Origin of the sequence: Microbulbifer sp. NBRC 101763, assembly GCF_040371615.1 — a bacterium.
Classification (GTDB): domain Bacteria; phylum Pseudomonadota; class Gammaproteobacteria; order Pseudomonadales; family Cellvibrionaceae; genus Microbulbifer; species Microbulbifer variabilis.
Genome location: NZ_BAABQV010000003.1, coordinates 141,070 through 164,269 on the forward strand (window position 1 = coordinate 141,070; position 23,200 = coordinate 164,269).

Annotated in this window: 23 protein-coding genes and 1 riboswitch; of the genes, 10 read left to right on the top strand and 13 right to left on the bottom strand. The window is 50.3% G+C overall.

The window, feature by feature from the left end; all coding sequences use genetic code 11:
- Position 1 precedes the first annotated feature (1 nt).
- Complete coding sequence (locus ABWV76_RS08745) at positions 2-1,615, top strand: MFS transporter (RefSeq protein WP_353375773.1); 1,614 nt, start codon at positions 2-4, stop codon at positions 1,613-1,615.
- A 54-nt stretch (positions 1,616-1,669) separates the two neighbouring features.
- Here ABWV76_RS08745 and ABWV76_RS08750 read toward each other — a convergent pair whose 3' ends face one another.
- The 12 genes from ABWV76_RS08750 to ABWV76_RS08805 all read right to left on the bottom strand — a co-directional run bounded on the left by ABWV76_RS08750 (position 1,670) and on the right by ABWV76_RS08805 (position 11,979).
- On the bottom strand, positions 1,670-2,872 hold the full coding sequence (locus ABWV76_RS08750; protein WP_353375774.1) for a hypothetical protein: 1,203 nt from the start codon (positions 2,870-2,872) through the stop codon (positions 1,670-1,672).
- A gap of 99 nt (positions 2,873-2,971) precedes the next feature.
- Positions 2,972-4,090 carry an ATP-binding cassette domain-containing protein gene (locus ABWV76_RS08755; protein WP_353375775.1) on the bottom strand — a complete coding sequence of 373 codons (1,119 nt, stop codon included), beginning with the start codon at positions 4,088-4,090 and terminating at the stop codon, positions 2,972-2,974.
- Positions 4,090-4,812, bottom strand: a complete 723-nt coding sequence (gene modB, locus ABWV76_RS08760) for a molybdate ABC transporter permease subunit (RefSeq protein WP_353375776.1) — start codon at positions 4,810-4,812, stop codon at positions 4,090-4,092. Before modB ends, ABWV76_RS08755 begins: the two co-directional genes overlap by 1 nt.
- A complete protein-coding gene (modA, locus tag ABWV76_RS08765; protein ID WP_353375777.1) occupies positions 4,809-5,591 on the bottom strand; it encodes a molybdate ABC transporter substrate-binding protein in 783 nt (260 codons plus the stop codon). Before modA ends, modB begins: the two co-directional genes overlap by 4 nt.
- On the bottom strand, positions 5,576-6,055 hold the full coding sequence (gene moaE / locus ABWV76_RS08770) for a molybdopterin synthase catalytic subunit MoaE (protein ID WP_353375778.1): 480 nt from the start codon (positions 6,053-6,055) through the stop codon (positions 5,576-5,578). The genes modA and moaE overlap by 16 nt, the downstream gene beginning before the upstream one ends.
- 10 nt (positions 6,056-6,065) lie before the next feature.
- Positions 6,066-6,311 carry a molybdopterin converting factor subunit 1 gene (moaD, locus tag ABWV76_RS08775; RefSeq protein ID WP_282951930.1) on the bottom strand — a complete coding sequence of 82 codons (246 nt, stop codon included), beginning with the start codon at positions 6,309-6,311 and terminating at the stop codon, positions 6,066-6,068.
- 21 nt (positions 6,312-6,332) lie between these two features.
- Complete coding sequence (gene moaC, locus ABWV76_RS08780; protein WP_020413722.1) at positions 6,333-6,824, bottom strand: cyclic pyranopterin monophosphate synthase MoaC; 492 nt, start codon at positions 6,822-6,824, stop codon at positions 6,333-6,335.
- A gap of 3 nt (positions 6,825-6,827) precedes the next feature.
- Positions 6,828-7,370: a molybdenum cofactor biosynthesis protein B gene (moaB, locus tag ABWV76_RS08785; protein WP_353375779.1), complete on the bottom strand. Its 543-nt coding sequence runs from the start codon at positions 7,368-7,370 to the stop codon at positions 6,828-6,830.
- A gap of 2 nt (positions 7,371-7,372) precedes the next feature.
- Complete coding sequence (gene mobA / locus ABWV76_RS08790; RefSeq protein WP_353375780.1) at positions 7,373-7,972, bottom strand: molybdenum cofactor guanylyltransferase; 600 nt, start codon at positions 7,970-7,972, stop codon at positions 7,373-7,375.
- 4 nt (positions 7,973-7,976) lie between these two features.
- Positions 7,977-8,954, bottom strand: coding sequence for a GTP 3',8-cyclase MoaA (gene moaA, locus ABWV76_RS08795; RefSeq protein ID WP_353375781.1), 978 nt, complete (start codon positions 8,952-8,954; stop codon positions 7,977-7,979).
- Positions 8,943-9,093, bottom strand: a riboswitch (molybdenum cofactor riboswitch). Its footprint overlaps the gene before it by 12 nt.
- A gap of 218 nt (positions 9,094-9,311) precedes the next feature.
- Positions 9,312-10,535 carry an alginate export family protein gene (locus ABWV76_RS08800; RefSeq protein ID WP_020413726.1) on the bottom strand — a complete coding sequence of 408 codons (1,224 nt, stop codon included), beginning with the start codon at positions 10,533-10,535 and terminating at the stop codon, positions 9,312-9,314.
- A 142-nt stretch (positions 10,536-10,677) separates the two neighbouring features.
- Positions 10,678-11,979, bottom strand: a complete 1,302-nt coding sequence (locus ABWV76_RS08805) for an MFS transporter (protein WP_020413727.1) — start codon at positions 11,977-11,979, stop codon at positions 10,678-10,680.
- 419 nt (positions 11,980-12,398) lie between these two features.
- Here ABWV76_RS08805 and ABWV76_RS08810 point away from each other — a divergent pair, with 419 nt between their 5' ends.
- The 4 genes from ABWV76_RS08810 (at position 12,399) to ABWV76_RS08825 (ending at position 18,158) form a co-directional block, all read left to right on the top strand.
- Entirely contained in the window at positions 12,399-13,874 is a 1,476-nt protein-coding gene (locus ABWV76_RS08810; protein WP_020413728.1) for a NarK family nitrate/nitrite MFS transporter, read from the top strand.
- 101 nt (positions 13,875-13,975) lie between these two features.
- Positions 13,976-15,748, top strand: a complete 1,773-nt coding sequence (locus ABWV76_RS08815; protein ID WP_353375782.1) for a bifunctional protein-serine/threonine kinase/phosphatase — start codon at positions 13,976-13,978, stop codon at positions 15,746-15,748.
- Positions 15,749-16,983: 1,235 nt separating this feature from the next.
- The gene (locus tag ABWV76_RS08820) at positions 16,984-17,463 is read left to right on the top strand and encodes a hypothetical protein (RefSeq protein ID WP_353375783.1); all 480 of its coding nucleotides are present in this window, start codon (positions 16,984-16,986) and stop codon (positions 17,461-17,463) included.
- 89 nt (positions 17,464-17,552) lie between these two features.
- Positions 17,553-18,158 carry a hypothetical protein gene (locus tag ABWV76_RS08825; RefSeq protein ID WP_353375784.1) on the top strand — a complete coding sequence of 202 codons (606 nt, stop codon included), beginning with the start codon at positions 17,553-17,555 and terminating at the stop codon, positions 18,156-18,158.
- 92 nt (positions 18,159-18,250) lie between these two features.
- Here the strand turns inward: ABWV76_RS08825 and csrA are convergent, their stop codons facing one another.
- On the bottom strand, positions 18,251-18,439 hold the full coding sequence (gene csrA, locus ABWV76_RS08830; RefSeq protein ID WP_353375785.1) for a carbon storage regulator CsrA: 189 nt from the start codon (positions 18,437-18,439) through the stop codon (positions 18,251-18,253).
- Between the two features lie 1,193 nt (positions 18,440-19,632).
- Between csrA and ABWV76_RS08835 the strand changes: the two genes are divergently transcribed.
- From ABWV76_RS08835 to ABWV76_RS08855, 5 genes are all read left to right on the top strand, one after another.
- The gene (locus ABWV76_RS08835) at positions 19,633-19,932 is read left to right on the top strand and encodes a hypothetical protein (protein ID WP_353375786.1); all 300 of its coding nucleotides are present in this window, start codon (positions 19,633-19,635) and stop codon (positions 19,930-19,932) included.
- Positions 19,933-20,459: 527 nt separating this feature from the next.
- Positions 20,460-20,819 carry a nuclear transport factor 2 family protein gene (locus tag ABWV76_RS08840; protein WP_353375787.1) on the top strand — a complete coding sequence of 120 codons (360 nt, stop codon included), beginning with the start codon at positions 20,460-20,462 and terminating at the stop codon, positions 20,817-20,819.
- Positions 20,820-20,929: 110 nt separating this feature from the next.
- On the top strand, positions 20,930-21,295 hold the full coding sequence (locus ABWV76_RS08845) for a hypothetical protein (RefSeq protein WP_282951944.1): 366 nt from the start codon (positions 20,930-20,932) through the stop codon (positions 21,293-21,295).
- 836 nt (positions 21,296-22,131) lie between these two features.
- Positions 22,132-22,530, top strand: a complete 399-nt coding sequence (locus ABWV76_RS08850; RefSeq protein ID WP_353375788.1) for a nuclear transport factor 2 family protein — start codon at positions 22,132-22,134, stop codon at positions 22,528-22,530.
- A 299-nt stretch (positions 22,531-22,829) separates the two neighbouring features.
- The gene (locus tag ABWV76_RS08855; protein WP_353375789.1) at positions 22,830-23,120 is read left to right on the top strand and encodes a DUF1330 domain-containing protein; all 291 of its coding nucleotides are present in this window, start codon (positions 22,830-22,832) and stop codon (positions 23,118-23,120) included.
- Positions 23,121-23,200: the final 80 nt, after the last annotated feature.

Consider the following 23,200-nt stretch of genomic DNA (forward strand, 5'->3'; position numbering starts at 1 on the left):
CGTGTCTGACATCTACGAGTGGGCCCCGGAGGACAGCAAATTCTGGCAGTCCAAGGGCAAGAAAATCGCAAACCGGAATTTGTGGATATCCATTCCCAGTTTGCTGTGCGGCTTCGCCGTGTGGCTCTACTGGGGCATTATTACCGTTCAAATGCTCAACCTCGGCTTTCCCTTCGCCAAAGCCGACCTGTTCACCCTGATGGCTATCGCCGGTCTTACCGGTGCCACCCTGCGAATACCCAGTAGTTTCTTTATTCGACTGTTCGGTGGACGCAACACCATCGTATTCACCACCGCCCTGTTGATGATCCCCGCCCTCGGCACCGGTATCGCCCTGCAGAGCAAGGAGACCCCACTGTGGGTATTCCAGTTGCTGGCGCTGCTGTCTGGTATCGGCGGTGGTAACTTCGCCTCTTCCATGTCCAACATCAGCTTCTTTTTCCCCAAGGAAAAGCAGGGGCTTGCGCTTGGCTTGAATGCAGGACTGGGTAACTTCGGTGTTACCACCATGCAGATCCTGGTACCGCTATTTATGACCTTCGGTGCCTTTGGCGCGGCCGGCGGCGACCCCATGACCCTGGTGAGCAGCTCTGGCTCCCTGATTGGCAAGGTACCCGCCGGTTCTGAAGCGTGGATTCAAAATGCCGGTTTTGTATGGCTGCTGTTCCTGGTACCGCTAGCCCTTATTGGCTGGTTCGGTATGAACAACCTGCGCACCGAGGAAGTTACCCCGGATGTAGGCAGTTCTCTCGGCGCCATGGTGAAGATGACCATGATGCTGGGAATCGGCCTGTTCACCGCCATCGTGGGGCTGTGGTTGCTCTTACCTGAAGCGGCAAACGGTTCTGGTTGGGGCGTGCCCAAGGAAATCGTGCTGGTGCTGGTAATCACTGCCACCGTGTTCGGCTTGAAACTGTTGCCCGGTGAGATCAAAACCAGCCTGCAGCGTCAGTACCGTATCTTCAACAACAAGCACACCTGGGTGATGAGTGTGATTTACACCATGACCTTCGGCAGCTTTATCGGTTTCGCTGCGGCTTTCCCGCTGGCTATCAAGGTGATCTTTGGTTACAGCCATGTAATGGTGGACGGGGTTATGACCCACGATACCATCAACAACAATGGCCCCAGCGCCCTGATGTACGCCTGGATGGGCCCCTTTATCGGCGCCCTGATTCGCCCAGTAGGTGGTTGGATCTCCGATCGCATCGGCGGTGCCCTGGTCACCCAGATCTGTGCAGCGGTAATGGTGGGTAGCGCCCTGGGGGTGGCCTACTACATGAAGGCCGCCTACGGCTCAGCCACTCCGGAAGAGTTCTTCCTGCCCTTCTTCCTGCTGTTCCTGCTGTTGTTCGCCGCTACCGGTATCGGCAATGGTTCTACCTTCCGCACCATCGCCATGGTGTTCCCGAAAGAACAGGCAGGTCCGGTATTGGGATGGACCTCAGCCGTTGCCGCCTACGGTGCCTTCTATATTCCCAAGGTTTTCGGCGAGCAAATCAAAGCCACTACCCCGGAATATGCACTGGCAGGTTTCGCCATCTTCTACGCGGTATGCCTGGTGATTAACTACTGGTTCTACCTGCGCAAGAACGGCGAATTCTACAATCCTTAATTCGGTTTCACTCACGGGATACCGTTGATTCGGGGAGGTTTTACCTCCCCTTTTTTATTTCACCTGAATCAATATCGGCGTTATATCCGAGCCTTCAAGTAAGCTGGCAATCAGCTTTTTATCTGAATCCCGATGATAATAAATTGTCACTTCATCCAAATCTTCAACGGTCGGCATCGTCGGGCATAGATGCCTGGCAATAGCTCTGCACATCTGCTCATAAAAATCTAAATCGTGCAGCTTATCCAGATAGATATGGCCCCCGGCGATATCCTCAGCACTGACCGTATAGTTGTAACCTACGGACGGCTGAAAATAGTAGCCCTGCACAGTAATAGACCCATTTGCATTTTCAGTGACTTCGTATTGGACAGGTCTGCCACGGATATTCTGCTGGTACCCAATAAGATCCTCCGCAACTGAGGCAAGACTGTCATCCGTCTCAATAGTGCTCTCAATTTCACTGTAAGCCTGGTGGATAGCCTCAAAGCAGCTCAAGCAAGACGTAACATCGGCTTTTTGCAGCTCTGGCAGCAGTTCAGTCGCCATGGCTTCAAGCAATTGCACCAGCTTTTCTGCCGAGATGGCATCGCGAAAATAGTAAGAACCCTCTCTCTCCGTTGCCGACTGGAAGATTTTTAGCTTGCGCTCCGGGCAATAGAAATCGAGGTGGTAGAGAGGCTGCTCTGGATCGGAGGTGTGGTTATTCAGCTCTACCTTGCCCAAATGCGGGATAAAGAAGGTAAAGGACCAGTACTCCGGGCAGTGAATAAATCGCCGGCAGTGCTCTTCGATATAACCGGGCAAATATTGAAGGTCAAAGAAATTGGCCAGATGATAGTTACCACCACCCTGGTATTCCGCTATGGAGTCATAGTTATAAAACGGGTGCTCGCCGTGGAAATCTATCTTAACTCTCTGCCCACTGACTGCGCGGCAAGCCAGATGAAAGTACAGGGCATCATCTTTGTAAGTAGAGTGGATAACGATAGCGTCGCCCTTTCGGCGAAGCTGATAGCGGAAAGCATCGACCCGGTAGGGCTCACAATCCTCAAGTAGCTCGGCAATTTCCAGCTCACCCGATTCCAGGCGTCTTACTCGATAGTTGTGCCCACCTTCTTCTATGCAGCGAATAAGTACCGGGTGTAGATCCTCAATGGTCACAGCTTTCGCTACAGGTAAGCCCTCGACCTGTGCTTGTTCCCGGTAAAATTTATCGCCCTCGTTAAAGAGGGAAATTCCCAACACAACGCCCATAGGAGCACCAATTATTAGCTAGCGTTCAAACTTAGCAAAAAAATTGCTGGGGTTTTAGGGATCGAAGAGATGCGCTTTCAGAAATTGCGCTGGAACTACTTACAAACCGGCAAGACTACCGGCCTTAAACTGGGCAAAGTAGGTAGTACCTTCGCATAGTTTTAGGCGCTCGCAGGAGAGGCGGGAAATATCTGCGTAGAACACCTGATCAGCAGCGGCTAACTGTAAGCGTATGCGGCCATCGGTAAGGTTCTGTTTAGCAACTAAAGTTACCGGCAGGCAATTGAGGATACTGGAAAGGCCCGGCTTCTCTACACTGAGGCTGATATCTCCAGCTTCCAGCAGAAAAGCGGCAGTATCGCCTTTGCGATAATGGCCTGCCACCCTATCTGCAAAGATAGAAATCCCCCCTAAATCCAAAGTCAGCAGACCATCGTTTAGGGATTCCACTCGCGCTTCAATCCGGCTCCGACAACTATCCCCTACACCGTGGCTATCCAGGCGCTGGGCAACTTCAGGTAGAGGAAGTGGTGCGGACAAATTGGCAGAATCCATCCACAAACAGCGCTGGGCCAGCAGCTGGATTTCATCAAAGTCATGACTGGTCCAGATCACAAGCGCCGAATATCGGGCCCAGAAATCCCGTAGGGTCGGCAATAGGCGCCGCAGTACCCGGGCGCGGTCAACCGCTGAAAGCGGCTCATCAAATAATTGCAGCGGCGCGTTGTTAAAAAGCTGGCGTAATACAGCCACTCGCTGGGCTTCTCCACCAGACAATAGCTCCACCGGCTGATGGAGTAGCGGTTCAATACCAAAAGCCTTTAACAGCCGATCACACTCCTCCATAGGCAGTGGCCTGCGGCTGTAACGGCGGGCCAGTGCCAGGTTATCTGCCACCGACTGGCCGGCAAACAGGCGGCTGTCCTGAAAGCCCAAAGAAAGCGTTCTTTTGTGGGTAGCCAGGGCGCGGCGTCCGCGCTGCCAGACTGTATTGGCAAAAGTGATATTGCCACGGCAATGGCGCTGGCCAGCCAGGGCAGCCAACAATGTACTCTTGCCGCTGCCGGAGGGGCCGGTAAGACCAAAAATCCCAGAGGCAGTCAGCTCTAATTGCCAGGGAGCCGCAGCATTAAGCGGAGTCACCAGCCCTGTAACACTCAATCCGGTGGAATCAGAAATGGTAGACGCAGTACCGAATAGGGGTAAGGTGATTTCCATTAACCCAGCACCCCCATTACCGGTTTAGCGCGCTCGCTACTTGATCCGCGCGGGGCCAGACTATGTCCCAGCCAACGGGCAGCGAGTAGCAGTACGGTAGTAATCCCCATCAATATCAAAGCCAGACGATGCGCCGCACCGTATTCCATCGCCTCCACATGTTGATAAAGAGCGATAGAAACCACCTGGGTCTCACCGGGAATAGCGCCACCAATCATCAGCACTACCCCGAACTCACCCAGGGTATGGGCAAACGTTAAAGCACAGGCACTCACAATAGCGGCACGACTCGCCGGTAAAAGAACTTTTAATAATGCCGCCCAGGGCGGAATACCCAGTGCTACGGCAGCCTGGGTCAATCGCTGGCCATTGGCATTAAACGCGGCTAGCAACGGCTGCACCATAAACGGCAGGGAATAAATCACTGACGCAAACACCAGGCCAGTGAAGGAAAACACCAGCGGGCCATCAAAAAGTTGTGACAGCCACTGCCCGGGGGCATAGTTGGGGGAAAATAAAAGCAGTAAATAAAAGCCCAAAACCGTGGGTGGCAGTACCAGCGGCAGGGTAATTAATACCTCGATACCGTGGCGCCAGCGGCTCTGCCATTGGCTCAATTTCCAGGCCAAGGGCACGCCGATAATAAACAGGAGTAAGGTGGTTAAGCCGGCCAATTTTAAAGTTAGCCACAGGGCCTGCCAGTCGGCAGCGGCGATATTCATAAGCCACTCCCTCGATCTCTACTTTGATATTGAGTGGGCAAAACACCGTAACCCAAGTGCTGTAGTTGCGCCTGCACTTCCCCTGAACGCAAATAGTTAGCGAGGGATTGTGCCTCTTTAGGTCGGCGACTCTGGGTGGGAATCAGCAGCTGCTGTTCAATGGGTTTGTACAAATGCTGCGGCAGCAACCAGTAATTATTGCGGCCGGCCGCTTGCATCTGGCTGGCGGCGACAAAGCCCAGCTGCGCATTGCCAGAATCCAGCATTAAATAGGCTTGGCCTGCATTGTGGGCCCGGGCTAATTGAGTTTGTTTTTTCTTCCACAAATTCAGGCTTTGCAGCGCTTGCTGGGCGGCACTGCCGAAGGGCGCTACTTTCGGATCGGCTAATACAATTTTATCGGGCCAGGTTTGCAGTAGCTGCTTGATATTGGATTCCGATTTTGGGTGCCAGAGAGCCAGTAAACCCAGGGCGTAAGTCTGGCGACTGCTACCCAGTGCCCCACCCTGCTTTTCCAACAGTTCGGGACGCTCGCGATCGGCGGACAGGAATAAATCGAAGGGCGCGCGGTGCGCTATTTGTTGGTAGAGCACCCCGGAGCTGCCACTGCTGATTTGCACCACACAGGCATGGCGACGCTCAAATTCCGGCAGTACCTCTTCCAGTGCCGGGCGAAAGCTGGCCGCTACCGCCACCCGCAAGGTGCAGTTATCCGCATTAACCGGTAGCGCGATGGCCACCAGTAAAGCGGATAGCAGCGGGCTCAGCCGACGGACCACTTTTCCATCTCCGCAGCATCGCTGGCCCGGGCTTCAACCCAGCGCTCTGAAGGCTTACCGGACTCATCCGCAACCGCTTCGCGCTTCCAGAAAGGCGCCTCCGTTTTGAGGCGATCCATGATGTATTGGCAGGCGGCAAAGGCAGCCTGGCGGTGGGGGCTGGTAACGCCGACAAAAACAATCTCGTCGTTGATCTGCATGGGGCCAACACGGTGGACGATAGTCACACGACCCAAAGACCAGCGATCGCGGGCATCATTGATAATCTGTTGCAGGCTTTTTTCCGTCATGCCCGGATAGTGTTCCAGGGCCAGGCCGCAGACATCACTGCCCGCATTGAAGTCCCGCACCGAACCCACAAACAGGGCGCAGGCACCATCACCACTGTTCCCTTGCAGCGCGGTATATTCAGCCGCTACGTCGAGGGGCGTTTCACAGACTTCAATACGATCAACGGCTTTCATATTGGCACCACTAGCCGCCGGTAACCGGCGGGAAAAATGCAACTTCATCCCCAGCCTTCACCTGGGCTCCAGTTTCTGCCAGCTCCTGGTTCAAGGCCATACGGATATCGTCTCTTTGCAGGTGCGGGCTCCAATCCGGGTGCTGTTCACATAGGGTTTTGCGCAACTCGCTGAGACTGCCGGAAAAGTCCTCCAGGGTAGTCTCGCCCATGCCCAATTGCTGGCGCAAACGCGCGAAAAACAGAACCTTTACCATCGCTTTACACCTCTGAAATTGTTACGCCTTGTCCGCAGCATCGCCGCGCCAGTGGCCGCGCTTACCGCCGGTTTTTTGTAGCAGGCGGGTCGGGCCGATTTCCATCGCCGGGTCCACGGCTTTGCACATATCGTAAATGGTCAGCGCCGCTACCGAAGCCGCCGTTAACGCTTCCATTTCCACCCCGGTGCGCCCGGCCAGGCGGCAGAAAGCAGTGATATGCACACTGTGTTTTTCCGGCTGTAATTCGAAATCCACCGCTACCTTGGTTAGTGCCAGTGGATGGCACAGGGGAATTAAATCCGAGGTTTTCTTGGCAGCCTGGATACCGGCGATGCGAGCTACAGACAAGACGTCGCCTTTCTTGTGCGCCCCCTCGCTCAGCAGTGCAAAAGCCTCTGCACTCATACAGATGCTGCTCTCGGCCAGGGCGCTGCGGTCAGTGATGTCCTTCTCGGTAACATCCACCATGCTGGCTTCGCCGCGCTGGTTTAAGTGGGTTAACTGGCTCACAAATTACCCCCGGCTCTCGCAGGGCGCGCTGGTAAAGCGCACATGGGGGATAAAGTTACAGGGCTTGTGGCGGGCATCCAGCTGCTCCAGCAATATGCCTTCCCAAGCCGTGCGGCAGGCTCCGGTGGAACCGGGCATACAACATATCAGCGTGCGATTCGCGAGGCCGGCGAGCGCGCGGGATTGCACGGTGGAGCTGCCGATATCCCCCAGGGAAATATGGCGGAACAGCTCGCCAAAGCCGTCGACGGTTTTATCGAACAGCGGACTCAGAGCCTCCGGTGTGGAGTCGCGCTCGGTAAAACCGGTACCGCCGGTCACCAACACCACCTGCACTTTGGGATCGGCAATCCAGGCGGAGACCACCGCGCGCATCTGGTAAACATCGTCCGGGGTAATGCGCTTATCCGCAAGCTGATGGCCGGCAGTTTTAAGGACTTCCACCAAGTACTGGCCAGAAGTATCAGTCTGCTCGTTGCGGGTATCGGATACGGTAAGTACCGCAATGTTGAGCGGTACAAATTCTTTGCTAGCGTGTGCGGACATAATCAGTGGTCTCTCAAAAAACTGTTTTCTGGAGTTTTATCCGGCGTACTCAAGCCGAGATAATCTGCCGGCGTATTGATATTGCGATGCCAATCGCCGGCACTTTTTATGGGTATGGATTTGGCCCCCAGGTGACGCAGCAGCGCGCCGACAGAATTGCGTGCACTGCCCTCAACGGCACGGCGCAAATAATCCAGGCAGTCGCCATTTAAAGGCAGCCACAGGGGAAAAAAGAAGTTTTCAAAATAACAGGGCCGGCCACTTGCCTGCCCTTCAGCCAATAACTCTGCGAGGTGCTCACGCCCGAGCAGGGGCATATCTACCGGGATCACCAGGGCCGCATCGGCACCGGTTGCCAGGGCTACCGAATAAAGGCCGCCCAGTGGGCCCCGCTCTGGCACCAGGTCTTCAATCGCTCCGGGGCGGGCGCCGCTGGTGACGACTTTTTCCAGCGGAAGCTCACTCAGCAATGCCTCAGCATGCTGCAAAAAATTGCCCCGTTGGGGGTGGGCCAGCAGGGCCTTGTCACGGCCCATCCGGCTGGAACGGCCGCCGGCCAGCACCACGCCGATTGTCGATTTGCCAACGAAAGCCCTGGCCATAACCCTAGCCCCCCAGCATCGCCAGGTTGCGGGTAGCGCCGGTAAAACCTTCGTGCAGCTGGTGGCCTGCAGTCTTATCCACTATCAACTCACGGATATGGGCTGCCAGCGCCTCGCTATCACCATCGGCGATGATTTCGCGCATATCAAAGCCCTGGTCGGCGAACAGGCATAGGTGCAACTTGCCCTGGGCCGATACCCGCAGGCGGTTGCAGCTTGCACAGAAGTCTTTGCCGTAAGGGGTAATCAGGCCGATACGGCCGGCGTAATCCGGGTGGAAATACTCCCGCGCCGGGCCGGCATCGCGGGTGCGGATAACCTGCTCCCAACCTTCCCGCAGCAACAGGGTTTCTATATCGCCGCCGGAGACATGGTTGCTGGCGAAGAACTCGCGGTTATCGCCGGTGCGCATCAATTCAATAAAACGCAGGGTCACCGGAGTCTCGCGAACCCAGGCGAGGAAATTATCCAGCTCAGCCAGGTTGTACTGGCGCATCAGCACTGCGTTGACCTTGGTATCGACACCCAAGGCCAGGGCGCGATCCAGGCCGGCTAAGGCTTTATCCAGGCGATTGTGCCCGGTGATATGGTGGAATTGAGCCGGGTCGAGGCTGTCGATACTGACATTCACCTGATCCAGGCCGGCGCGGTGCCAGTCGTCAATCTGACTGGGCAGGCGGTAACCGTTGGTGGTGATGGCCAAGCGGCGAATCTTATCGCTAGCGCGCACGGCTTCGAGCAGTGGCACCAGGTCTTTGCGCAGGGAGGGCTCCCCGCCGGTAAGGCGTACCTTTTCCGTACCCAGGGAAGCGAAAGCGCGCACCAATGTGCCCACCTCAGCCACTGAGAGAGGATTTTCCCCTTCCAGGGAACGTCCGCAACCGATGCCCTCGGGCAGGCAATAGTTGCAGCGGTAGTTGCAGATGTCCGTCACGGACAGGCGCAGGTAATAAAACCTACGGCCAAAATTGTCTTGTAACATTAAACGCCTTTCCAATGTCGGGAGGCCGCGCAGTTTCCCGCTAGACCCTGGTGGCCGGTACGGCCACGGTCCCGGCACCTTGCAGCGACAATAAAAATCAGCGCTGTTTAGGTAGCAGGACTCGGTGTTTAAACTGATGTCAGTGTATCAAGCTGGTTAATTTATGCTTGGGGCAAAGGTGGTACTCCTTAGGTACTCACAGTGATGCCAACCGTTAAGGGAAATAACATCACAAAATGGAAATTCAGTGGGCAGAATTACTAAAAACCGAAAAATTCCTCTACAGAAATTGATCGGTTTTTACAGGGAAAACCCCGGCCGGAGCCGGGGGCCTCGCTATGGAGCTGCTTTATTTAATTAGAAATTGGCGGTCACCATTAACCAGAACTTGTCGGTATCCACCTTGTGGTCGTCAGCCTGATAAGAGGCGTATTTCACCAGTGCAGAAATTTCCTCTGTCAGCTTGCGCCCGTAGCTGATATTCCACTCATGGCCATAATTTGCGGAACCTTCATTCGCATCAAAATTGTGATAGGCCATATTCAAGTTACCGCCGGCTATTTTCATAGCGCCGCTGATGTACATATCCTCTATGCCATCACCAGGGGTTGTCAGGAACTGGTCGGTGTAGCCCTGGAATTTATGCAGGGTAGCCAGAGGCGTTCTGAAACCGACACCATTATCGGAACCCAATACTTCATAACCGAGTTTCGCAGTGACCGGGCCCAGGTCGGTACCCACTTCTGCCAGGTAGTAGTCCGCACTGTAATCGAAGGTGTTATCTCCAATATCGTTCTGGCGTGCATAACTCAGATTGGCTTTTACAGGGCCGAAATTCCCTTTGTAGTCCACCCCATAAGTGCGGCTGGCATTTTCAACGAAATTCTCTAAATCCAGGTTGTAAACGAAACCGCTGACTTTGTGGTTTTCAGCCACCGGGTAGCTGGCATGGAATAGCTGGATATTGCCTTCAAATTCAGCACCGGCGCTATCTTCACCAAAAATCCGGTTTACGTTGTACACATAGCTGTAGTCCAACTGCAGACTGTCAGCGCTACCATACTGATAACGTACGCCGTCGTAAGTCTGCTCGTTCTGCCTCCAGCCAACACCACCGACAAAACGCTGGCCATCCAGGTTAATACGCTGACGACCGGCAGTGACTACGGAATTTTCACCGTTATAGCGGATATAGGCCTGGTTAACCTCGGTACCATCTGGATCAGCCACAACCGGGTAATTGGTTTTACCATTGACGGTAGAGTTGTAATTATCGTTGCCGACTGAAGTAACATCGTCCATCTCTAGGAAACCGCTGAAGCCGCGGTAGCTGCCGCTGCGCCAGTTGAGGCGGGTTCTCAAAGTGGACGCGGTTGCGTCTCCATTAATACCATCCTGGTCATAATCTTCCTGGTCGACGATCTCCACGCGATAGCGCAGATTCAACCCGACCTCACCGGATTTTAGCGCGTCGACAAGAGTGGCATTTTCACCATCCTGCGCAGCGGCCTGCAATGCGACAGTGCTGCAGGCACCCAACAGTAAAGCACCGAATATTTTGGGGAATCTGGAAATGGTCATTACGCTTTTCCTTTGCAACAACGGAGTGAACAGTGACAAATTACAATTTTTCAGACGTGGTTGAAACCACAGTTTTTTTCAACAGAAAAAATCATTACCCCCTACCTTCTACGCACACATAATTCCATTTTGGTAGTGGGTACTACCTATCTGGCAAAGCCGCAGAGTTACTCGCATCCTCATGCAAAAAATTATTTTGCCGAGCGAAAGCCAAACGCTGTTGATGATGCTCTCTCTGGATTGCCAGGTACATTACCAACATACAAACTGCCAGCACACCATAGAGCAACATAAACGCAGCACTGTGAATACCCACTAAATCCTGTGCGATACCAAACAGCACTGGCAGGGTAAAACCACCCAGCGCACCGATTGTGGCTACAGTGCCACCGACACTGCCCATATGTGCCGGAAAATTATCGTGTAGCGCCTTGTATACCGAGGCGCGACCAAACCCCTGGGCAATGCCAATCACCAGCAACAACAAGGTAAACAACTCAATGCCCACCTCGATATTTAGATGCACATCCCGTTCCACCCCATGAATCGTCATACTGGTTGGGGGGTAACTGAGGAAAAAAAGGCATACCAGACAAGTCCAGAAAACACTCCAATTCACCGTGCGCGCACCATAGCGATCTGCAAACCAGCCACCCAGGGCACGCAGTGAACTGGACAGGGCCACAAACAGCAGTGTCAGAGCCATCGCCACCTGTGTACTCACTTCGTACACCGCCAGGTAGTAATTCGGCAGCCACAGTAAAAGTGCGAGAAAGCTGCCGAAGACAAAATAGTAATAGAGCCCATAGCGCCATACCTTGATCTGCATCAGTGGTCTTAGGTGATTGTGAATATCCACCTTGCTGCGGCTGCGCATATAGCGGGTTTCTTCAGGTGCACAAAATTCGAATAGCACCATCATGATCACTATACCAATACCGTAAATCGGCCCGATCCATTCACGCCCCAGCCAATTTTGGATCGCTGGCGCCAGGGCCAGGGTGATGGCTGCCCCAGCATTGCCTGCACCAAAAATGCCCATTGCCGTGCCCTGCTGCCTCCTTTCGAACCATGGGTTGATATAGCGAATACCCAACACGAAGGAGACTCCGGAAATCCCCAACCACAAACCGGCCAGGAGGTGCGCACCGTAACTCTCGATATAGGGCAAGAGTAAAAGTACCGGCAGCAGTAATAGCATTTGCAAGAGGATGAGTTTTTTTGCAGAGAAATATTCCACCAACAACCCGGCGGGAAAACGCAGTAGCGCACCGCTTAAGATCGGCGCGGCCAGCAAGATGCCGTATTCTGTAGCTGAGAGATCCAGCTGCTCGCCGATTTCCACTCCGAGCACTGCATAGAGTGTCCAAACAGAAAAGTTTGCGGCAAACATGGCCGAGGCAAATATCAGCGCACGTCCGGCGAGTTGCTGTGTATATTGCACGGCAGTTTTCTCCCAATTTTTTCAATTTTTCGGAAAATATATTTGGCCATCACGCCGATACCCCGAACGGTAGTTACTCCCTTCACAGACAGAAGCAGTAAAAATACAGTAACGTTTGCATGATTGTTCGAAGCCACCTGCTTGCAAGATGCACAAAAACCCTAAGGCCGACAATTACTCCCAAAAACCTTTCGGTGATAAGACAATTTTTCGCTACTACTCACCATGGGGTAGTTAGCAAGATATTCACGATGCTCGCCACTCCACAGGACTAATCCAAAGGGGTTACTCCATACTATTCGGATATCAGCCCCTATCCTGACTACCCCTTTTGCGCGCTTTTCCTGTAGCGCTGCTCAAATACTATCGGCCATGACCCTATCCACCTCTAAATTTCTGAGAAGCCGGAGAAAATAGTCATGAGTCAATCCAGCGGCCTCAATTTATTTAATTGGGGCGATCCCAAAATAAAGACGCTGCACGTTACCTGGTTTGCGTTTTTCCTGACTTTCGTGGTGTGGTTCTCCCACGCTCCGCTGATGGTCTTTATCAAGGAAGCGTTCGACCTCACCAGCCAGCAAGTAAAAGCCCTGTTAATCCTCAATGTGGCACTCACCATCCCCGCTCGTATCATTATCGGTATGCTGGTGGATAAATTGGGGCCGCGCCTGGTGTACAGCGGGCTGCTGATGACCTCATCTTTAATCTGTTTGGGCTTCGCCACGGCAGACAGTTATGAATCCCTGGCCCTGTTCCGCTTCCTGCTGGGATTTGTGGGTGCCGGCTTTGTAATTGGTATCCGCATGGTCGGTGAATGGTTCCCAGCCAAACAAGTTGGCCTGGCAGAAGGTGTTTACGGCGGCTGGGGGAATTTCGGTTCTGCTGCCGGTGCCATGACCCTACCCACCATCGCCCTGCTGTTCGGCGGTGAAGACGGCTGGCGCTATGCCCTGGGCCTCACCGGCATCATCGCCGGCCTGTACGGCATCATCTACTACCGCGTTGCCCGCAACACCCCTAAAGGCTCCACTTACTTCAAGCCGAAGAAAAGCGGCGGCCTGGAAGTGACCAGCAAGCGGGATTTCTACTTCTACCTGCTGATGAATGTGCCCATGTACCTGGCACTGGCAGCGCTGGCTTACAAACTGTCTCCCAGCGGCGTAGCCCTGCTGAGCCAGAATGCCACTTACGCAATGTGGGGACTGCTGGTAGCCCTATTCGCCTTTCAGACCCGCATGATCTGGAATGTAAACAAAGACCACCTGCGCGAAGGTGTGCCCGAGCTGGAGAAATACAACTTCAAGCAGGTAGCCATCCTCGACCTGGCCTACTTCGTCACCTTCGGCTCAGAGCTTGCCGTGGTTTCTATGCTGCCCCTGTTCTTCCTGGAAACCTTTGAAGGATTGAGCCCGGTGAAGGCCGGCCTGCTCGCCTCTGGCTTCGCCTTTATGAACCTGGTGGCTCGCCCAACCGGTGGATACTTCTCTGACAAACTGGGACGCCGCCGCAGCCTGATGTTCCTGATCGGCGGCCTGGCAGTGGGTTACTTTGTACTGAGCCAGATCAACGGCGGCTGGTGGATACCCGCTGCGGTAGTTGCCACCATGTGCTGCTCTTTCTTCGTGCAGGCCGGTGAGGGTGCCGTATTCGCCGTCGTACCCCTGGTGAAGCGTCGCATGACCGGGCAGATCGCCGGTATGGCCGGAGCCTACGGCAACGTGGGTGCGGTTACTTTCCTTACCGCCCTGTCCTATGTCAGCTACAGCCAGTTCTTCCTGATTATCTGCGGCGCAGCAGCGGTGATCTTCTTCGCCTGCCTGTTCCTGGAGGAGCCCAAAGGCAATATCGCCGAAGTGCTACCGGATGGCACGGTGCAGCTGATCAGCGTGGAGTGATCGGAAAGCAGTTATCAAGCAACAAACGCAAAGGAGGGCCAATGGCCCTTCTTTGTTTTTCGCCGTTGGTCTGAGGGGACGAAAAGAGAGTGGAGAGAGCTGTGAGCGAAACCAATTCCGGGGTGCAAACAGAAACCGAGGCAAACCCCGAAGCCCAGACACCGCGATTGAGCCATGGCCTCTGCACCAGTGCCGGCATCAAACCGCAGAACGAAGACGCGGCAATCTATCACTGGCCAGCCAGCCCGCACTTACAGGAATACCTGGGCGCAGTCGCCGCACTGGCCGATGGAGTCAGCTCTGCCGAAGCCGGTGCCCAAGCCAGCCAAACCGCCACCGAACAGTTTGTGCGGGACTATTACAAGGTGCCGGATACCTGGTCTGTCGCCCACGCCGGACAGAAAATCCTCGCCTCCATTAACAGCAAGCTATACCGCAAGAGCCATGACTTTCCCCAACAGGAAAAGGGCTTCCTCTGCACCTTCTCTGCCCTGATTTTTAAATCCCGCACTGCCCATTATTTTCATATCGGTGACAGCCGTATCTATCACCTGCGCGGTGACAACCTCAAATGCCTCACCCGGGACCACAACATCACCCTGGCCCACCGCCAACAGATGCTATCCCGCGCGCTGGGAATGGATACCGGCCTGCAAGTGGATTACGGCCAGCTCAGCCTGGCTAAGGACGATGTGCTGCTGATTACCAGCGACGGGGTGCACGACTTTATCAAACAGGATTTGCTGCGCGAGCTGCTGGCAGATACCCAACTAAGTGAACAGGAAACAGCGGAAACCCTGGTGCGCCTCGCCGAGGAAAACGGCAGTGACGATAACCTCTCCGCATTAGTGGTAAAGGTAAAAGCATTGCCACAAACCACCCTGGACGACTACAGCCGCCAGCTTACCCGCCTGCCCTTCCCGCCAGAGTTGGAACCGGGCATGGTATTGGATGGTTACCAGGTAGAGCGGGAGCTGTTCTCCTCCCAGCGCAGCCAACTGTACCTGGTGCGCGACAGTGCCACCGGGGAAATCCTGGTAATGAAAACCCCCTCGGTAAATTACGAGGACGATATCCACTATATCGACCGCTTTATTCAGGAAGAGTGGATAGGCCTGCGTATTCGCAGCCCTCAGGTAGTGCGCCTGCACCGCCAGACCCGCCCGCGAACCGCGCTCTATTACCTGATGGAGTATGTGCAGGGCAGCACCCTGGAGCAGTGGATCACCAACAACCGCTTTCCCAAACCGGCGGAAGCGTTTCGTATCCTTAAGGAGATTGCCACCGGACTACAGGCCTTCCACGATCAGGAAACCATTCACCAGGATTTGCGCCCGGCCAATATCATGATCGACGGCGACGGGCGGGTAAAAATTATCGACTTCGGCTCAGTCTATGTCGCCGGCAGCGCCGAGATTTTCCGCCCCCTGGAGCACCCGGAAGCGCTAGGCACCGCCAGCTACTCCGACCCCCACTATATCCTTGGGCACAACAGCGGTATTCGCGGCGATGTCTATGCTCTCGCCACCATTGCCTACGAAATATTTACCGGCGAACTGCCCTACGGCGAGGAAATAGAAAACTGCCGCTCCCACGCCGACTTCGAACGCTTGCGCTACCGCACCGCCAGCCAGTTTAATCCCCTAGTCCCCATCTGGTTCGACCGCGCCCTGGAACGTGGATGCAGTATCGACCTGGAACAGCGCTATTCCACCCTAACGGAATTTATGCGCGATCTGGCTAACCCCAACCCGGATTACCTAAGGGAAGATCCTGCTGAGAAAGGGGATGCCTCTTTGTTTTGGAAGATTCTTTGTGGGATTTGGGTGGCTACTTTATTGGCGGTCGCAGCGTTGTTTTCGTCTAGTGGTTGAGGTTAGAGCTAACGGAACTATTATCTATTTATACAGATGCTGACCCAGGATGCCTATAAAGCACTCTGCATCAGCTAGTAATTTTGAGATGATAATCCATAAAGTTATCATTTATTTTCTCAAGCACACTCCACTCGACGAATTCTTATAGTATAAACACCTTGGATCAAGTGCTTCTCCATATAGAGATTAAAGTGTTTGATAACTTATTAAGTATCACTTGTAATCTATAGCAAGGAAACAATAATATATAATCACTATGTTTTCTGCAGAATTATTTTACATCAATGCCAACCAACATGTTGATTGATATTTTCCCCGCTAGAATAACCTCCTATTACTTTGTACTTGGATATTCTGAATATGTGAAATTAAGCAGTAACTTCTGTTTTTTATCCAAGCGAACCGAAGGAAACTATAAATAGGACTATATGGAATGGATCAAAGCTATAAAGGTTAAACTAAATCATTGCCAACATTAAAGAATGTTAGAGATTTAATTATATTGATTTTTTCCGGGATCACTTCCTTCAAAATGCTAAGTATGAATCTAATTTTTGAAATCAAGGATGTTGGACTTACTGGTCTTCTTTCAATGCTAGTTGCTTTCTTTCCTATTGGACTTTCTTTGGCATTTTACTTCAAGATCACAGATACAAGTAACCGTTTTCATGATAATTCATATGCTTTTACAAAAAACTTATCAAAATGAAGGCAGGTTTTGTCGAACGCCCCAGATATCTAGATGAAGAATACACCGGGGGCGTGATAAAATTGACAAATTACCTTTTGATTATGTAAAAGCAATGGAATATATTAAAAAGGAAAAGATTGATCTATTCGAACATATGAACAAGTTGAGTAGCGAGCTTAAAGAATAAAAAAAAGAAATTTACAGACTGCAAATAAATCAAGAAAGAATGGAATGAGAGAAGGAAATGATTCTTTTGAAATTTTGGGGTATTTATTCAGATGAATAGCAAAGGTCAGAGATCCGGACATATCAGTGAATTTCCAAAGTCGGGACACCGTATTTATTTATGTAAATTCGATAAGATATCCATCATATAAAATGCAGAACCTAGATTGTTTTAGGTATGTTGAGGGCAAAAGAGAATTGATTCCTGGGGCAGTATATAAAATGCGTATGATCGATTTAAATAGAGCATAGCTTTAACAAATCATCACAACGGATAAGCCGTTGATTTTAGGGTTACATTTAGTAGGTAGTTCAGGTGAACATTTCTTTATCAAACATTGTTCCATTAGCATCCCTGATCGTTGCTGGACTGGCGGTTTTCGTGGGTCCTGTAGTTACATATATAGTCGCAACTGAGAAAAATAAAGCATCAGCACGAGTTTCAAACAAACAAATCATAGCTCCGATTCGTCAAGCTTGGATCGACAATTTACGTAATCTTATTGCTGAGATTACCGGAAAATCTTTACACTATTGGACATCTGGCTATGAAGATCGTGAGGACAGCGAATATCTTCACATCACAGAATTAGTCCATAAACTTGAGCTCTACCTGAATATTGCTGAGCCAGACCATGCCTACTTACTTAAACGAGTCCATGACATGGTAAACCTTCTCAGCTCTTCTCCATCATCAGAAAACAGTAACAAATTTCAAAACATTCACATTGATGTAATATCCACCTCAAGAGAAATTTTGAAAAGGGAATGGGAACGTGTAAAAAATGAGATATAAAAATGGGCAGTAAAAACTATTACTGCCATTTGTACCTCATCGGAGTGGCTCGAACTTAACGGAAAATTAAAGCGTCAAGAAAATAAAAAATGGAATTACTTAATAAATTTCTCCCTATAACAGTCATTGCCGCCATTTCGCTGTTTTTAATTAGAGAGATAGTGGATATTATAAAGAAAAAAAGATCTAGAAATAGAGAAACAAGAGCATTTAAAAGCCTTCTTTCCGAGGAGCTCGAGAGAAACTACTGGACTCATAAAGTAATATTTAAAACTCTCAAACAAGTAAATAAATATAGAAGTTTATATCCTGCTACAACGTTCCACCTTGTTTACACACATGATGGACGGGTCTTATACCGGTGCAATAAAAATTCAGAGTATGACGGTTTCTCCAATGGTCATGTTTTGGTTGATATTCATGATAAAATATATGAAAAAATTCTAACAGATGTAGCAAAATTAGATAGTGTATTATTTGACAGTATGCAGGTAGCGTATTCTTCCATAAGAGGATTATCAGGACTTCGAAATACTTTAATCAGTTATATAGAGAAAGAAGAACAGGACTGGTCTGAGCACTTTGATGGCTGGTTAGAATACGCTGTAGAACTTGAATCAGAAATATATTCAAATATGAACGCCCTATATTTTAAGTGTGCAAAGACTAAGCTTGAAGAGCATAGATTGGATTAATGCTTAGGCACCCTACGTCAAAACCACAACTTCGCGATAGCTTTGACGCAGATACACTGGTAGCTACATAGTCACGATCACATTTTTGGTTATTATAGACTCCCATTTCCCAGCGTACGTTTCTTTTTCGCACGTATATATACTTCCTCACGGTGAACAGGTAAAGATTTGGGGGCCTGTATTCCTATCTTTACCTGATTTCCCTTAACCTCCAAAACTGTAACTGAGACATCAGCTCCAATCCTTAAATTTTCACCTGTCCGACGTTTTAAGATCAACATACTTATTTCCAAATGATACTCAAACCATGGGTAGACCTTCCTACATGGAAGGCTGAGAAAGTAATGTCTTGAGGAAATAAGGGTGGTGCGCGGGAACGGTAGGCATAGAAGAAGAAAAGGCAGGCAATACGCTCCCAGAGCTTGGGGAATCGCTCCAAGCCGCTGGATGTACTCCACTTTATTGAAGACGAGCGGGTTTCTAGCGTATGATCCATATAGCCATTTTGATAGGTGGTTTATCAATTTGGTCAGCTGGCCCCGGGTGTTGCTGCACCTTGGGTCAGCGCCTTTTACTGTCTCTTACGTCACGTTACCGTTCTCCTTTGAGAAGATGGTTCTTTAGAAAACTCTTAGATGTCTTGATTCTCTCGAATCCCTTTGGTCTTTGGCCATCGGCCTTCAAAAGGCCACCCAATTCCGGCCAAAATACCAATAAATATCTATCGATTTTACGCAGCTTTGACACTAAAACAAACTGAATAAAATCCAATAAGATCATTTTTGTGCCTATATTTTCGTGTGCTCACACTGTGGAAACTATCAGTTGCCTATAGAAAAGGGAGAATGGATGAGTACTCTTCACTGACTCTCATATTAAATTCAAGAAACAATAGATCATCAATACCGCCAATAGAAACTCCTTCCCTGTATCGATGGGAATGGTCTCTCGATAGCCTGAGTATCTTGCAGGCTTTTAGATTATTGCTGTGAATTTTTAGGGGTTACCCAATTAGCGAAGGCAATGCTGTTTTCATCAAGCGTTTAAGGTAAGGTTATCTGGTACCGGTACGGTGGTAACTATTTTCGAATACTTTGGCCCCGAATATTAATAAAGCACTCTGCTTTAGCAGATCATTTGAGCGGATATCATCTATCACACCTTTTATACTCTCCTTAGATTCAGCTCAACCTCTGACAATTTATTGTAATTTCACCACCAATGATCAAGAGCAGCTTCACATATCCACAGCAACATATAACCTAACTTGCTGATTCTTAATGGTTTACACTTGTGATCAAATGAACAAAATATATTGCGGCCGCAGCATATCCAATAGAGCAATTTCTCACCGGTAATAGCTAACGTACTGATTTATCTGCTTTTTCCTGATAAGAGTGACCTCCCACTCTAGGGATATGTTGACAGGTGATATGATGCAGCTTCTTTTGAATACACTGTTATGAATAAAACTATGTCTAATCTCAAAGACCGCCGATGGCGTCGAAAAGGCCTCGATAGAAAAATCGAGACTCCTTCATGGGGGGAGCTTGCTTTTGGGAAAAAGCTTTTCAATTTGCGGCATACGTTACTAGCTGTATTTACTAGTGGCTTCATATCTTTTGCAATGCTATATCAGCTTATAACCTATGGGCATTGGGAGGCCAAAGGAGCTAAAGTAGATGGTGCCGTGGGCTATGGTGTTGCCTTTTTCCTTCTAGTAATTTTCATAGCCCTACTTATTGCAACTATTAAAGACTGGCGGAGAGGCTAATGCATAACAAAAAGCAGCACGATTGCCCACAAAATATGTGGGCTGGACGGCCTACGCTTTGCTTCGGCCGCCCGTGTGCTAGGCGTTATGCTCACAAGGAAAACGAGTGAAGAAAGTCCCGATATTTATTTTAATATTCCTTATTCTTGTGCAAGCGGGTTGTACAACGCAGTCACAAACTAAGCCTCCAATGGGAAAGAATGCGTTTAAACGGGAGTTTCTTGCAGATTGCAAAGGTATAAAAACAATCTACGAGGGGCACAATAGCTCAGGCTACTATTTTGAGGACTATAGCGGCGGAGCGTCCACAAAACACTCAATTAGCTTGTCAGAAATGGCATCGTGGCTCAAAGAGTGTGGAGTTGATCCAAGTAGCGTAAGCCAAATAATAGAGTAGTAACAATGCCAGCATTGCATAACAAAGCAAAGCAGCACCGCCCACTACATGGGCTGGACAGTTTTTCAGCAGCTTCGCTGCTTCAAATCTGCCGCTGTTTGCGGCGTTAGGTCCTAAGAGGATTCGAGTTATGGAGCCAAAAGAAGTTGTTCAAGCTTGGGTAGAAGCCTTTAATAAAGCTGATGTAGATCAGATAGTGAGCCTCTATTCTGATAATGCGATTAACCATCAAGTAGCTAATGATAAGGTGGTTGGCAAAGAAGCAATTCGAGCTAGATTTGAAGAAGAATTTACCTCGGCAGAAATGGTCTGCATTGTAGAGCATATCTTTCAAGATGGAGATTGGGCAATTTTAGAATGGAAAGACCCTCTAGGTTTGCGTGGATGTGGTTTCTTTCAAGTCCAATATGGAAAGATCGTATTTCAAAGAGGGTATTGGGATAAGCTTTCTTTTCTAAAACAACATGGTTTGCCAATCCCCCAAGAGTAATTAGCATGGTAGCCCTAACAAGCAGCAGCAACGGACTGTCAAACCAGTCACTCAAATTGTTTCGCAATTACTTGTAGCTTTTCTAGCCGCTGTGTTGGGCGTTATGCACTATGACTGAGTTCCTACATAAGTTTGCATGCTTTGATTGCCAAGTTGCATTTAAGCGGCGAGCAATTGAAGGTACGTCGTCTGGCTCGGCTCATCAGCCAGATTCGGATATGATCCATGCGTGCCCAAATTGCGGTCATCGCATGGCATTCATGGGGCGTAATTTTGCAGCACCATCAAAAGCAGATTCTTCTGCTTGGGAAGCAGCAAAGAGATTATGGGAAGCTGGGTTTCGTTTTGTGGGTAGCGGCTATCACAGTGATCCGGCACTACCTAAAAGTAAATCTGACATCTCCGAATTTATTGATAATAATCCTGAGCACAAGCAAAAGGTTGGTAAACAACGACGGTGGACAGACTATGCATAACAAGTGCATCAACCTCGCTCCAGACACTACGTGGCTTCCACCGGACAGCCCAGGCTTCGCGCAGCCTGCCGATTATGCAGGGCGTTATAGGGCTGGAAATTGAACCGAATTCACAAAGGCCAAAAATTAAGTGTATATCTGTGGAAATTTACGGCTTGTCTTTTTGCGTCAAGCTTGATTCCCATGGCATATGTTCTATGGGTGGTTTCACCGGGGTTAAAGGGAAATTGGTATGGGGTTGCTGTGATTTCATCGGTTTGCTCAGCATTATTGGCTGCGACTCTACCGGTAAATAACGCTCGTTACTATGTTCCAAGTAGTGTTGTGATGAGCGTATTCTTTTATGGGGTAATTCAGGGGTACTTACTATACAGTGGTGCCCCATAGGCCAAGCAGGTTCGCCCAGCCATTGGCTAGGCTGTGCGGCCTACGCTCCGCTTCAGACCCAAACCTATTCACAGCAAACTCCGCCTGGAGACATGTGACGCATGGGGAGCTTTCTGGATTGATAGAAACAGGGTTGTACACGCATTCCATGGAAATTCTCACCCGAGTATCATGAACCGGTGCAATACTCGTGCATTACTAACTTTCGACTTTCAGGGCAGCGGTTGTCTTTACTGCCACCCGGCTACCGAAGGTTTGGGCGGACCAACTTGTTCATAGCAGAGCGCTGGCCCGAAGCCGCTATAATCAAATTCGAGAGATAGGCTTCGCCTAGTTTGTTATATTCTTGCGAGCTGCATGACGGCTCGGTCAACCTTAGCGTTAGACAGTGGTAGATACCTGGCCATACGTTCGGCCACTATTTGACGCGAACGGAGAAGAACCGAAAAATGAATAGTGAACAGGCCGAAGCGTTTCTGGATGAGATGGCCAAAGTGGTATGTGATCCAAACGCTGATTCTAAGGTCACCGACCGCTACTTTACCGAAGACTTCGTGCAGGTTATCGACGACACAACGATTGGCCGATCCCAACTCGATTCGCGTATCAATTTGTTCCGAATGGAGTACTCGGCCGTCAGGTTCGACTACCTTTCCGTGATTGGCGAGGGCGATCGGATAGCTGACATGCATCTGGTGCATGCGACGGCGAAAGATGGCCAACAGCTCACGATCAAGGTAATCAGTCTGTACACGCTAAGAAACGGCCGGATCGCGCGCGCCGAATCCCTTAGCCGCCTTATCGAAGGGAATCCGGAGGACCTGCAATTACTCGTGCGTGGTGAATGAGGCGGACGGCCGGCGTGGACCTAAGTTTCACTGGAGATGATAACGCGAACCGCCTCCAGGCATCGGTTTTCCCGAAGTCCTCCAACTTCCTTTCGAATTGCTTAATCAGCTTACGAGTCGCCCAGAGATTCATGATCATCGAAGGCAATACCCAAGTGCTGACCGAAGCAAATCCCAGTCCGGTACTCGCGTGCCGACTGGTACGAGAACATATCACACAATAAGTTAATCCAGCCGAACGCTTCGCGGCCGGCTGGTTGAGGCGTTATGCATCAAAAGAGATTATGGTGTAAATGCAAATGAAAGGGTATTTGGTTTTAGATTTCTCAATTAAAGTATTAGAGAGCTTCTTAGAATACGCTGAAAAAATACCGGTATTTATTGAAAAGCATGGCGGCAGATACATTGTAAAAGGAGTGGTTCCAGAAATAATGGAAGGTAATTGGATTCCGGAGAGGTTGGTGATATTGGAATTTCCATCAACTGAAAAAGCAAAAGAATTTTTAGCTGATCCGGAAGCACAGGATCTATTTGAGATACGTCACAAGACAACTAATAGTCAATTAATATTGGCGGAGGGTTGTATTTAATCAACCCATCAAGCGCAGTACTCTTCTAAAAATAGTGCAGTTTGGGGCGGCCTATACGCCGCTTCACTTTGTTTCGACCG